Consider the following 13,797-nt stretch of genomic DNA (forward strand, 5'->3'; position numbering starts at 1 on the left):
TATCCTTTTTTTCATTGATAAGATATGTAAAAAATTCATAAAAAATGACCGCTTGTTATGGCTGCCAAAAACCCAATGTTTCATTAAACTTCCAAATAGGTAATGTTTTGCCGTAATGCTGCAAAGAAACGGTTGCAAAACGTAGCGCCGCTTGAGTTTGATCCGCTTCATCAAGTTGTTCGCATAGCTCGGAAAGCGCTTGGTTTAAAGGTGTGGTAAGCCACGGTGTAATCCAAGGCGATTCACAATTCAGTTTTTGATAGCTTATCTCCGCTAAATAATCATTTTCAAAATATGGGTCTTCCCACGCCTTCTCGCTGGATTTAAACATAAATTCCCAGTGGCTTTCTTCGCTAGGTAAACATACTACCTCTGTTTGCCATTTCCCTTCATTTTTTCTAAAAGAGGTAATCAGCGGCAAGTTGGCATTTAATCTATTCGTTAAATTGTCTTGCCAGTAAGCGTTTACCCGATTAATACCTTTGTTATTTAATAAATCTCCAATCACTTTATGTTCTAAGTCCGCTAAATTAGTTTCAGCTTGTAGCACTAACGGTTTGATAATACGAGGTATTGCGGTGATACTTGCTAAATGTTCTTGCTTGATTAAATCTACCGTTTTATGACTCGTTAATTTATTGGATTGATCTTCAAAACCCGGGCGGCAGAATATCGGTTCCGAGCCGTTATTTTTTGTTTGTAAACCGCGCCAGTTTGTCGGTAGCAATAAAATATTTGCCTGTGTGGCAATTTTTTCAGGACGATGGCGCCATACACGTCCCGCTAGCTGAATAATTGAACGCATTGAAGACGGATCAACAATTGCCCAATCATAATCATGATCTCGCCCGACTTCGGTCACCGGACTGCCCAACACAATAAAAATATGATGAACGGCTTTGTCTTGTGTGAGTGCGCTCATTATTTCCGGCTGGGAAAATAGCGCCTCAGGCTCGCTACGATTCAATATTCTGTCGAGTTTTTCCTCGAGTTTGGAGCGTAATAGCAATAACTGGCGAGAATGGTAACAGCATAAATGAATTTTATAGTCGCTAAATTGGGTATTTAAAGGCGTTTTAAATAAGGTTTCAACGAGCGGAATCATTGGTTTGATATTTGCAAAACGGATTAACCCCATACTGACGAATTTCTTAGAAATAGGATCTTGCTGTGCATATCTTTGGTGTAAAGTAATGGCTTGTTCAATTAAAGAATCGGCAAGCATCGTATAGTTAATGTCTTGATTTTCTACGGAGCTAAAGGGCGGTAACTGGATAATTTCCGCTTTATGTCGAATAGGCGATTGCATTAACTTTTCAGCACGGGATGACGTAAACTGGGCATGGTACTGTTCAAATTCTTTTACTGTTGGGCATTTTTGTTGTTGCTGTTTATATTCATCAATCCAAGCGCAACAAATCGGTAATTCAGGGTTGATACCTTGATGACGATTATAAATCTTACGCCCCGCTTGATAAGCATTAAATAAACCGCTGATCAGATCCGGTGTGAGCGTTGCCGAGGAGAGTAATACTTTACTACCGAACATCCCCGCCAAATGTACTAAACGGCTCAATGCCGGTAGATCACTTTGACTAAAATCATCTGGCTCGTCTAATACCAGATCAGATGTCAATAAACGTAGCAGCGGCACAATATGCTTACCGCCACGGATTGTTTCCGTTGCTTGAATCATATGGTCTAACGTACAACTTACGATAGGTGCATAGAGTAATTTTTTCGCTTTATTATCTGCTAATAAGGTACCGAATTCTTCTTCCGCTATGCCGCTTTCAAGGAAATTCATCCCATAAACTTCATTACCTTCGAACCATTCTTGAACGCTTTCACTACCACTTTGTGCTGATTCATTTTGTAACTCAAATAATTGCTTAGTTGCCGAACCGCCGACTAAAACCGCAAGTTGTTCAGACGATAGCATAAGCTTTTGGCGAAGTGCTAAACCTGTTTGTAGCGTAAGTACACGTAAACCAAGCGCGATAGTAAAGCGTGCTCCGTCCTGGTTGCTCAAGCCGTACATAATTTTGGCATTAGCGAGTGTTTTTCCACATCCTGTACTCGCCATATTTACCCCAAAGAAGCCGGCTTGTTCACTTTCCGATTGCACACTTCGTGCTAACTCAAAGGCACGATTTTGCCATTTAAAGCGATCAAGATTGGTACGTTTAGTAAAAGGGCGATGTTGTTGAATATGCGGTAGTTCTTTTGCAAGTTTAGGAAGCAAGCGGGCAAATTTTGCGCTGGTTTTACAAACACCAAGCAAATGTTCGTCTAATGCTTGTTTCGGCTGTTTGGTTTTTTTATCCGTATTCGCAATTAATTTTTCGAAGAAATTGAGATCTCCCAATTGGCGATCCGCAGGGGCAGAAGAGTAATTATGATCGCCGACAATCAAACACAAACGTGACAAGATCAGTAAGAACGGATCATTTATCGTTTTGTTTAATTGAGATAATTCGCGTAAAGGAGCATGGTTTAAGGCTTTGTTAGCCCAACGCTGCATAGCTTTTTGCCAAGCTTTGCTTTCCATCACTAATGTTTTAAATTGCCAGAAGTTTTCCGGTTGAGGATGCTCACTTTGATTCATGACCCAATGTTCTACCGGTGCTAAAAATCGATAGAATGGTTCTACAGCTGTTTTGAGCATAAAATGTTCACGTAAAATACGTTCCTGATCACTATGACAATCGAGCGTTTTTTGGGTAAAAGGTAATTTGTGATGTGAAAGAATGAGCCACAGTACTACTTTAGCAAGCGGTGGAAAATGAGAAAAATTATGCGGATGATCGCTTTTATCTGCAATCAGAGTTAGGTTCAGTAGCCAATCCGGATTCTCTTCAATGTAATTTTGCCAATTCGCTAAACGAGCGAGCCATTGCTCATCCGTATCGCAGCCGGCGATCATAGCTTCAAACAAACGAGTGGAAATCCACTCATGTCGATAACAATCAGGAAAAAATTTCGCTTTAGGTTTTAGTTTTTGCTGAAATGCGATATTCGCTTTACCAATATCATGTAGCAATGCCGCAATAGCGGTTAAAATTTGAATGGAATATGCGCTTAGCCAACCGTTTTCATCATCGGCACGTAAAATATTACGTTGAGTACGATTAGTCGGTACACGTCCTTCGGCGTTAAATTGACTTTTATCTCCGACAATCCAAAGCAATTCGGTTAAATTTTTACCATGTGTCCAATAACAAGCAACCGCCGTATTTTTACGTGCCGTTTGACGTAACATATTGTGTAGTGTTTCTAGTCCGGCTTGGGTAATGGCGGTTTGCCAGCAACGATCACCACAACGTTCGGCAAATTGATCCAATATACGTCTAGTTTCGGTCAGGGCATTTTTATTGCATTGGCTAATCAATAAGATATTCATATATTGGCACCTTCAGAAGCAAGTTGTTTAAGCGTATTGATGATAATATCCAGCGCTTCAAAGCGAACAAGATTATTAATACAAGCTTGGCGGAATTGTTTCTCATTATCCCCATTCTGTGCGGAAATAAATGCTTGCGGGAGAATAATAGCATCTTTAATAATATCTGCCGCATCAAATACCAAACCGCCACGCCGTGTTTTCCCGTGTAATATCGCCAAACCATGCGGTAAACCGAGCACCCAACAAGCTGTTGCACCTAAACCATAGGCTAAATAATTACCGTGATCCAAAAATTGATTTGCGCCTTCTTTACCGCTTTCTCTTTTAAAACTTTCGTCGTTAAGCGTTGCTTGGTTGGCTAATGCGTATAGTTTTGCGGTTAAACGACCTTCTGCAGCTAATAAAGATTGACTGTCTTTCACATTAGTAAATTCTTCCTGATAATGTTGTACTAATGCCGTTAATTTATCTTGAGCATATTCCCAATCAAACTTATTCCAAGTTCGAAGTAGTAATTGTAACCGTGCCAATTGTAAAGTTTTTGCCGAATTTAACCGCTTGTTATCATCAAACCAAAATCGACACCATTGTTGTAGATATTCGACCGGACGATATTCACTTTGAGGGCTAAAAAAATCACAACCGATTTCCGCTTCCGTCCCATTAAATAGCGGTGTTCCTCCACCACTACAGAAACCGACCATAACCCCTGCTTTTGATAACTCTCGCATTGCCGCTTGAGTTATCGAAGTACCACTTCCCAATAGTAAACAGATGGTATTGGCAATAGGAATATTCCAATAGAGTGATTCATTGCCTTTATCAGTAACATATTCTACACGCCCGCCGTTTAATAATATTCGGCAGTGTTCTAAGTAATAAATATTCGCCCGCTTAGAATGTAAAATCGTCTTTAAATCCGAAGACGGAATATAAGGTGTTTTTTTCATATTATTTTCTCCGATGTTATTTATGGAATACAGTTGATTTGTGGCTGCCTATACGGCAGTGAAGGGGATCTTTAACGTATTTTGCGATATTGGCAATTTCTAAGCTGCCTATACGGCAGTGAAGAGTGGCAAAACTAAGGAAGAGGTTATCGGATATTTCTAAGCTGCCTATACGGCAGTGAAGATTGTCAAGGTTTGGCGTAGCCAACCCGTAAGTTTCTAAGCTGCCTATACGGCAGTGAAGGGATAGATGGCGCTAATTATTTACTGCTTGGATTTCTAAGCTGCCTATACGGCAGTGAAGCGCTTTCCGCCACCTGATTTAGCAACAAACCGTTTCTAAGCTGCCTATACGGCAGTGAAGTGCAAGATATTGTAGAGCGATTGATTTATTGTTTTCTAAGCTGCCTATACGGCAGTGAAGGCAAAGGAGAAGGGGATAAAGAAGACGCTAACTTTCTAAGCTACCTATACGGCAGTGAAGCCTTACAAAATGTATTTTCTGCCCCTTTAAATTTTCTAAGCTGCCTATACGGCAGTGAAGTTATTTCTTTAAGAGTCATTTTATCAGCATAATTTCTAAGCTGCCTATACGGCAGTGAAGCTAAAGCAGGCATACAATTTGCAAGGGAACAGTTTCTAAGCTGCCTATACGGCAGTGAAGATGAACGATGGTTTTGATGTATTTTATCGCTATTTCTAAGCTGCCTATACGGCAGTGAAGTGCAAACGCTTGAGCAATCCGCCAAGGCACAATTTCTAAGCTGCCTATACGGCAGTGAAGTTTACCACCCTCAAAAACAACTAAAGCACCTGTTTCTAAGCTGCCTATACGGCAGTGAAGTCGTTATTTTACTTTAGAATGTTAGATATACCAAGTTGTTAAAGAGCTTTTAATCAAAAAATCCCTTTTTTGAAAGATTTTTATAACCCTTTGTTTCTAAAGGAAAAATAAATTCTCTTGAAAAAAAGGTTATAAAAGAGGTTAGAAATGTGGGACGGTTGCTATTTTGCTTAATCCATATGCGTTAAATAGGCCGGAAACAGGCTCTGCTAAACGAAGCTGTCGTATCGCTAATACAAAATGCTGTTTAGTGCTACCACTCTTGAGTTTTACGTACGGAAATACTTTTTGATTCTGCTGATGTATTAACATCTCTTGGCGAATTTCTTCAGTCCATTTTCCTTGTTGAACTAAGAATTTCTCGGTACGGCGAATAGCACTTTGACCTTTTCTATGCACTCTTTGGTAACGGCGATGCTCGGCTATCTCTTCCGGAATAGGGGTTACCGATGTAATAAGAGCATAGTCTTGTAAGCCCTCTGCAGTTAATTGCACTTTTATTTGGGCACAATGCTGTTCATTTCCAAAAACTCGAATGATTCCGCCAAGAGTTCGTCCTAAGCCGTAAGCGGGAAAGCTTAACCCGATTTCGCCTTGATAAAGCGGTAGAAATTTATGCAAAATTTGCAAGCCATGTGCAATTACATCCGTTTGAAGTATATCTACTTGGGGAATTGCTTTTAGCTCAATGTAATGTGTTAATTCACTCATATTTATTCCTTACCGCTTGCACCAAATACGCCACCTCGAATTAATACGCTAATAACGTAGTGCTGTTGTTCAAGTTCCGGTGCTACGTCTTTTAATACCCAGTTATCGAATAGTGTATAGAAATCGATTTTTTCTTTTGGCTGGCGGAACGCCGTACCAAGATTAGTGACTGCGCCATAAGGTTCGACTGCAATCGGGAAAGGGGCATTTTCTGCATACCAAGTATCAATGGTACGAATCGCATTGCCGATTTTTTGGGAATGCATTCCGGCTTTATGATTGATTTCATACAAAATTTTACTTTTGCGAGTTCCGGTATCTAACACCAATTCTTGCGATGGATATACTTCCTGACCACGTCCCATTTTGGCTTGGGCTTCAACTTCCAAAATGATGAATTCTTCTCCTTTTAAACCTTTTTCAATATAACTTGCAATTTTTTGAAGTTTTTCATCCGCTTGTTCAAAGCTGTTAAGCGGCAGTTGTTTGGCATTTTCGAAAACAATCACATCATCTGCGACCTTTATACTGACTTGGATAGTTTCTGCGCTGATACGATTACGCCATAACCAACGCGCATTTGCCAAATTAGTCGCATATCTTTTGGCTAATTCCGACATGCCGTGAGCGGTTAAGTAATTTTGAATGGTTGATAACAGTTTCGCTTGATATTCAGGATCATTACAAACATTAGGTTTACCTTCAAAAGGTAAAACTTTACAGGTAAATCTGGCAACTAAGGTATCGTAGTCATCATTTAGTGTTGCGACATCAACGCGCTGTAAATTGGCTTTTTCAATTTCAGCATCTAATTTGGCAGGATCATTGGCTAAGGCATTTTTTAAGCGATTTGAAATAGTTCCTCTTACCGATTTTTCTCGAATCGTAACCGCAATTTCAGGTGCGTCACTCATGCTATTTTTCTGGGTAAAAGTGGCATCGGAAATATCAAGTTTACGCTCAAAGGCTAGAACTGATGCAGTAGTTAATTTTGTCATATTATGCTCCTTGGGTAATTAAATAGAGATTATCTTGCGGGGTGTTGTAGTGCCAAAAACATTGCGATAAATCATCGGGTAAACTAAAAGGGAAAACCCATTTTCCTAAGCTGTAAACCGTTTCAACATATTGGCTCGGGTATTCAGTCGTACGGCAATTTTGCATTTCACCGGCAGTAAATAGCGGTGAAATAGCTTGGTAACCGACAGGAATCGGTACTAGCCATCCTTTTCCTTGATTGACATTAAAGGTTTCCCATTCTTGGGAAGTTGCGTGTTCGGATAATGGAATATGGTGTAATGTCGCTACCTCAAGTAACGCATCCAGCGCATTCGCATTTGGAGTTGCTGGATAAATCATTATTTCATTATTTGAGATTCCGTTTTGTAATGACTGAGTAATATCCGTTAAAATTTGCTTTGCATCCATGAGAACGAAAGCAGGCATCAGTGCGAGCTTTATTTCTGATTCTTCACTTAAATTAAACAGCTCAACATTCTCAATTTGAAAAACACTACCACCGGCAATTCGCTGTTGCATAAGCAATTTTTTACAATGTTCAAGAAATTGTGTTTTCTGTTCCGAGTCCTGACTATTTAATGCATAGTAAAACTCCGGATCTTTAACTTCCATTTCAACGACTAATGAAATATCCAAGTGAATTTTTCCTTCCTCGATAATGGAAGGCGAATCGCCATTTTTTTTGAGAGGGTTACGTGTTTGATTAAAGGTTAAATCTGAGAAATCACTATGTTTATAACCTAATATTTGATAATCATGACAAGCAATCATCACGCCGCCTAATTCCACTTGTTGGGAAAACAGTTTACGGCTAAGTGCATGAATCGCACCGGTAAAACCGGTGAGTGCAGGAAAACCATACGTGATCGGGCTGGAAATCGTGTTTGCCGCTTGAATTTCAACATGATCAAACAGCAGATAAAAGTTTGGATAATTCATAATACCTCCTTATATAAGCAGCGTAATTGTCGATGTAATTTTTTTCGGAAATATTTACGCCATTCGTTATATTCCGTAGCGGTAAAATCGTCCTGATGTTTTGGAAAACGTTTTTTGAGCAACGCATTGAGCCAAGCGGCAAAGCGTTGTTCTACTTCAGAAATCCAGTCTTGTTGAGTTAAAGCCGAATGGAATTGTTCTTCTCCATTTAGCTTAGCGCGTTGAGGATCAAGCCAATATTTTTCGCACCAAGCCAGTTGGTAGTCTCGGCTCCAACCGGCGGTACGTTTCTGTAACTTATAAGCTTGTTGCAGTACCATTTGAACAATTAAGTTTACGGCTTCGGCACGCGGAACTCGAACAATATAATTCTTCCTAGAATCTGCAACTGCTTGATATAGCTGGTATAAACCGGCACGACAGACATAGGCTAAGCGATCGTTGAAAATCGTATCTTGTGCATTAGTTAAGCGAAGTTCGCCTTTGGTAAAAATGGGAGGAAGAGAGGGAAGTAAATAGTTTCTGCCACCTTGTTTGCTGGTTAATAAACTAACGTTCTGCGGCTTTGTTCCACCTAGTTTTGTGGCCGCTAAATGGGGAATAGATATATAGGGATTTTGTGCTTTATTTTTATAACGATTTTCCCTTGCTTGTTTATTTTCCTCAGAAAAACGGGCTTGATTCAGCTTATTATAAATGGCATGAGTGAAGGAAGATGGATAAAGCGGAATTAGGCAAGTATAGTGATTATCCTCAATAGCCGAGCTGCTGTTTACCCATAAAACTTGCTTATTTCGCTCATGTGTTTCCGGCGAGTTTAAATTACCTTTTAATGCCATTTGAAAAGCGATTTTATATTGTACCGAAAGCGAATGATCATCACTAAAACAACCGTCCAAACAAGGCTCATCTGTTAGCAATAGGTCTTTTAAAGTCCGTTTATGTACTTCATCAACCATAATATCGAAAAATGCAGCGAGAGGGAGTGCTGCAGCATTACCGTTAGCATCTAAAACAAGTTTATCGATCAATTGAGAACCAACTAAAGTCGCAGGGAGATTCAAATTAGCCCGAAAGTTTATGTTATTGCCTTTAGCATCGGGGTGGATTCCTTTAGCAATATGAGTACCAAATTTTAGTTGCTTTGCCATTTCGGTTGCTGCGGTATGAAGCCAAGTATCTAGCCGATACTTTTCTTCGCTTTTGCTAATTTCAGCCTTTATTTTGGCAATTTCTTCCGGTTCGGTCGCCTTTTCTAGTTTTTTATAATCATTTTCAGATTTTTTAAGGTGTTGAGCTTGTAGGAAATCAATGATTTTAGCCCTAATTTGTAAAGGAGTTATCATAGTTTGACCTCTTTTGTTTTTAATTTGCCTATAAGTATATTGCTTGATTAAAAATTCTCAATTTAATTAAAAGATTAAAATTAAATAGCTGATACTTATGGATAATTGCAGAAATAGAGATAAAAGGTTTTTTCCGTACTTATCGGTATCTAGCCCTATTTACCGAAGATCGTTAGCTTATACAAGCGGTCTATTTTCAGAGAAATTTTGCAAATTGAGCGAGAAATCAGACCGCTTGTTGAGATTTTGTGATAAAATTCGCCCGTTTTGCTATTTATCCATGGTTGGGGTGATGTAAAACAAATTGTAAAAAAAAGATTCAAATCAGACCGCTTGTCAGCGGTTTTTATTTTTAAACCAACAAGTCACCTCTCGTATGGGTGACCACTGTAACAAGGATATAAAAATGCCTATTATCACTTTACCAGACGGCTCACAACGCCAATTCGATAATCCTGTTTCTGTAATGGAAGTCGCTCAATCAATCGGTGCAGGCTTAGCAAAGGCTACGATTGCCGGTCGTGTAAACGGCGAACGCCGTGATGCGTGTGACATCATTTCTGAAGATAGCTCACTTGAAATTATTACCGCAAAAGATGAAGACGGTTTAGAGATCATTCGTCACTCATGTGCGCACTTATTAGGTCACGCGATCAAACAATTATTCCCGGATGTAAAAATGGCGATTGGCCCGACAATCGACAACGGTTTCTATTATGATGTGGATTTAGATCGCTCACTCACACAAGAAGATTTAGATGCGATTGAAAAGCGTATGCTTGAGCTGGCTAAAACCAACTATGACGTAGTGAAAAAACGTGTGAGCTGGCAAGAAGCGCGTGATACGTTTGAAAAACGTGGCGAGCCGTACAAAATGGCGATTTTAGATGAAAATATCGAACGTACTGCAACGCCAGCGTTATATCATCACGAAGAATATATCGATATGTGTCGTGGCCCGCACGTACCGAATATGCGTTTCTGCCACCACTTCAAATTACAGAAAGTAGCGGGTGCATACTGGCGTGGCGACAGCAAAAACAAAATGCTGCAACGTATTTACGGCACGGCTTGGGCGGATAAAAAACAATTAGCGGAATACTTAACCCGTTTAGAAGAAGCGGCAAAACGTGACCACCGCCGTATCGGTAAAGCGTTAGACTTATACCATATGCAAGAAGAAGCGCCGGGTTTGGTGTTCTGGCACAATGACGGTTGGACGATTTTCCGTGAACTTGAGACTTTCGTACGTACTAAATTAAAAGAGTACGATTACCAAGAAGTAAAAGGTCCGTTTATGATGGACAGAGTGCTTTGGGAACGTACCGGTCACTGGCAAAACTATGCGGATTTAATGTTCACGACTCAATCTGAAAACCGTGAATATGCAATCAAACCGATGAACTGCCCGGGTCACGTTCAAATCTTCAATCAAGGTTTAAAATCATACCGTGACTTACCAATCCGTATGGCGGAATTCGGTTCATGCCACCGTAACGAGCCGTCTGGTTCATTACACGGCTTAATGCGTGTACGTGGTTTTACCCAAGATGATGCGCATATTTTCTGTACCGAAGATCAAATTGAAAGCGAAGTAACTAGCTGTATCCGTATGGTTTACGATATCTACAGCACTTTTGGTTTCAGCAACATTCAAGTGAAACTTTCAACTCGTCCAGAAAACCGTATCGGCGATGATGCAATGTGGGATCGTGCGGAAGACGGCTTAGCAAAAGCATTAACGGCAAACGGCCTAAGCTATGAAATCCAAGAAGGCGAAGGCGCATTCTACGGTCCGAAAATTGAGTTTGCATTACGTGACTGTTTAGATCGTGAATGGCAATGCGGTACGATTCAATTAGACTTCGCATTACCGGGTCGCTTAGATGCGTCTTATGTAGCGGAAGATAACGGTCGCCGTACACCGGTTATGATTCACCGTGCGATTTTAGGTTCTATCGAACGCTTTATCGGTATCATTACCGAAGAATACGCAGGTTTCTTCCCAACGTGGTTAGCACCGACTCAAGCAGTGGTAATGAATATTACCGATAGCCAAGCGGACTATGTACAGAAAGTAACGAAAGCGTTATCTGATGCGGGTATCCGTGTGAAATCAGACTTACGTAACGAAAAAGTCGGCTTTAAAGTACGTGAACACACCTTACGTCGAGTACCTTATATGCTTGTGTGTGGCGATAAAGAAATCGAAGCAGGCAAAGTATCGGTGCGTACCCGTAAAGGTGCGGATTTAGGCACATTCACCATTGATGAATTTGTTGAAATCCTTAAAAACCAAGTGAAAGCTCGTGGACTTAAATTATTAGGCGAAGAGTAATTTCATTATTTGTAAAAAAGCGGTCAAATTTGATCTGACCCCAAAAAGTTAGACTGTTTAATTTAAGGACTGAGTTCTGTATTGTACAGGGCTCAGTCCTTTTAATTTCACTTGAATACGCTCATTGTTGTAATAATGAATGTACTCGTGAATCACTTTCTCAAGTTGTTCGAAAGTTTCAAATCGCTTACCAAAGTAACATTCCGTTTTCAATCGCCCAAAAAAACTTTCCATTGCCCCATTATCCAAGCAATTCGCTTTTCTCGACATACTTTGTTTAATATGATGTTTTCTCAGCATGTCTTGATAGTCTGCCATCTGGTATTGCCAGCCTTGGTCGGAATGTAAAATCGGTTTAGCGCCCTTAGGCAGTTTTGCGACTGCTTGCTTTAGCATCCGCATCACTTGCTCAAAGTTAGGGCTTCTTGCTAAATCATAAGCAAGAATTTCACTATTAAACAAGTCCTTAATAGGCGATAAATAGAGCTTGCCTTCCGCACATTTAAACTCGGTGATATCCGTGACGAGCTTTTCATTTGGCGCCGTTGCGTGAAAATCCCGTTGCAATACATTCTCGGCAATTTTACCCACTTCACCTTGATAAGAACGATATTTCCTCTGTTTACATTTCCCTTTTAAATCAAGCTGTTGCATTATCCTTTGAATACGCTTATGGTTAATCGCACCCAAAAAATCACGTAACTTTAACGTAATACGACGATAGCTGTAATTGCCATCATTATCTTGATAAATCTCAATCACTTTCTGCCTAATCACTGCATTTTTATCGATTTTAGGCGGTAAGTGATAAAAGAGCGTACTACGTTTTAAACCAGTCAAAGGGAGGAGGATTTCTAAGGGAAAATCCACTCTCAACGTTTTTACGATGGCTGCTTTTGCCGCATTTTTTGTTGGTTGAACTCCCGCAACTTTTTTAGGTAAGCGACCTCCGCTTCCAGCTCTAAAATACGATAACGTAAGCGTTCTTCCTCGGTTTTAGGTGGGGGAGGCATTTTGGGGTATTTCGGTTTCATTGTCGGACGACCTTTGGGCTTGGGTAATAAGCCGTTTATACCTTGTTCTTCAAAGATGTGCAACCATTGGCTAATCGAACCTGAATTAGCAATGCCAAAATGAAGGGAGGCGCTTTCCGCAGAAAATTGCCCCTTTTTGACCGCTTGTATGACGGTTAATTTGAATTCGGGGGAATATTTTTGCTTCTTACCTATCACCGCTAGCCCATTGATTCCGTTATGATTAAATTGAGCAATCCATCGAGTTAAGGTTTTCTTGGATAATTGAAAATGTCGTTGAGTGAATAAACGGTTTTTGTCATTTTGAAGATAAAACTCGATGACTTGTTGTTTGAATAGCGAGTTATATTTAGTCATAAAAAATCTGCACCTTAATCCGTTGGAGGTTTAGTCCAACTTTTGGGGGGCAGATCAATTTGACCGCTTTTTTGTTTATGTATAAGTAAAGTCAATTTTGTATGTTTTAAAAATATTCTTTACATGTTATAATTTGAACTGTGTTTTATTTAAGCAAAAGGGAAGTTCTAAATGAAAAAATTACTTATGACTACGTTATGTGTTACGGCATTAGGTTTAGCAGGTTGTGCAACTGAAGGTTCTAGAGCTATTGCACCGACAGTAACACAAGCAGCCAGTACGGCTACAAATTATCACGGTGTAAAATCGGCTATTTCGGTTGGTAAGTTTGATAATAAATCTAGCTTCCAAAACGGCGTGTTTTCAGATGGGCAAGATCAGCTCGGTAATCAATCAAAAACTATTCTCGTTTCTCACTTACAGCAAACCGGGCGTTTTTCAGTACTTGATCGAACCAATATGAGCGAAGCAGCCGCCGAAGCAAAAATTAAAGGACAAAAACAAAACCTCAAAGGTGCGACTTATGTGATTACGGGGGATGTTACGGAATTTGGTCGTAAGACTGTTGGCGATCACCAATTATTCGGTATTTTAGGACGAGGCAAAGAGCAAGTCGCTTATGCGAAAGTGACTCTTAATGTTGTGAATGTAAATACGTCGGAAGTGGTTTATTCGGTGCAAGGCGCAGGCGAATATAATCTATCGAATCGCGAAGTTTTAGGATTTGGCGGCACTGCAGGTTATGACTCAACCTTAAATGGCAAAGTACTGGATTTAGCTATTCGAGAAGCGGTAAATAACTTAGTAAACGGTATTGAAGCCGGACATTGGACTCCTGCTAAATAAGGGACA

At 40.1% G+C, this 13,797-nt stretch carries 9 protein-coding genes and 1 CRISPR repeat array; of the genes, 2 read left to right on the plus strand and 7 right to left on the minus strand.

Annotated features, from left to right (window positions below; all coding sequences use genetic code 11):
• Nucleotides 1-55: 55 nt before the first annotated feature.
• The 6 genes from cas3f to csy1 all read right to left on the minus strand — a co-directional run bounded on the left by cas3f (nt 56) and on the right by csy1 (nt 9,216).
• Nucleotides 56-3,403: a type I-F CRISPR-associated helicase Cas3f gene (gene cas3f / locus DRF63_RS01090; protein WP_005596007.1), complete on the minus strand. Its 3,348-nt coding sequence runs from the start codon at nt 3,401-3,403 to the stop codon at nt 56-58.
• A complete protein-coding gene (gene cas1f / locus DRF63_RS01095; RefSeq protein WP_005596010.1) occupies nt 3,400-4,356 on the minus strand; it encodes a type I-F CRISPR-associated endonuclease Cas1f in 957 nt (318 codons plus the stop codon). The genes cas3f and cas1f overlap by 4 nt, the downstream gene beginning before the upstream one ends.
• A gap of 36 nt (nt 4,357-4,392) precedes the next feature.
• Nucleotides 4,393-5,200: a CRISPR direct-repeat array (repeat unit 28 nt; unit sequence TTTCTAAGCTGCCTATACGGCAGTGAAG).
• Between the two features lie 141 nt (nt 5,201-5,341).
• Nucleotides 5,342-5,911: a type I-F CRISPR-associated endoribonuclease Cas6/Csy4 gene (cas6f, locus tag DRF63_RS01100; RefSeq protein WP_005596012.1), complete on the minus strand. Its 570-nt coding sequence runs from the start codon at nt 5,909-5,911 to the stop codon at nt 5,342-5,344.
• A gap of 2 nt (nt 5,912-5,913) precedes the next feature.
• A complete protein-coding gene (gene csy3 / locus DRF63_RS01105) occupies nt 5,914-6,909 on the minus strand; it encodes a type I-F CRISPR-associated protein Csy3 (RefSeq protein ID WP_005596014.1) in 996 nt (331 codons plus the stop codon).
• 1 nt (nt 6,910) lies between these two features.
• Nucleotides 6,911-7,870 carry a type I-F CRISPR-associated protein Csy2 gene (csy2, locus tag DRF63_RS01110; protein ID WP_005596015.1) on the minus strand — a complete coding sequence of 320 codons (960 nt, stop codon included), beginning with the start codon at nt 7,868-7,870 and terminating at the stop codon, nt 6,911-6,913.
• A complete protein-coding gene (gene csy1 / locus DRF63_RS01115) occupies nt 7,867-9,216 on the minus strand; it encodes a type I-F CRISPR-associated protein Csy1 (RefSeq protein ID WP_005596018.1) in 1,350 nt (449 codons plus the stop codon). The genes csy2 and csy1 overlap by 4 nt, the downstream gene beginning before the upstream one ends.
• A 406-nt stretch (nt 9,217-9,622) precedes the next feature.
• On the opposite strand from csy1, the gene thrS reads away from it, so the two are divergent.
• Nucleotides 9,623-11,554, plus strand: coding sequence for a threonine--tRNA ligase (gene thrS, locus DRF63_RS01120; RefSeq protein ID WP_005596020.1), 1,932 nt, complete (start codon nt 9,623-9,625; stop codon nt 11,552-11,554).
• A 57-nt stretch (nt 11,555-11,611) separates the two neighbouring features.
• On the opposite strand, the gene DRF63_RS01125 is transcribed toward thrS, so the two are convergent.
• A protein-coding gene (locus tag DRF63_RS01125; protein ID WP_108744148.1) for an IS3 family transposase occupies nt 11,612-12,945 on the minus strand; the annotation gives its coding sequence in 2 pieces (ribosomal slippage) (nt 11,612-12,492 and nt 12,492-12,945; 1,335 coding nt in all).
• 171 nt (nt 12,946-13,116) lie between these two features.
• Between DRF63_RS01125 and DRF63_RS01135 the strand changes: the two genes are divergently transcribed.
• Nucleotides 13,117-13,791, plus strand: a complete 675-nt coding sequence (locus DRF63_RS01135) for a CsgG/HfaB family protein (protein WP_005596031.1) — start codon at nt 13,117-13,119, stop codon at nt 13,789-13,791.
• Nucleotides 13,792-13,797 lie beyond the last annotated feature (6 nt).

This window comes from Actinobacillus pleuropneumoniae, from assembly GCF_003290385.1.
Lineage (GTDB): Bacteria > Pseudomonadota > Gammaproteobacteria > Enterobacterales > Pasteurellaceae > Actinobacillus > Actinobacillus lignieresii.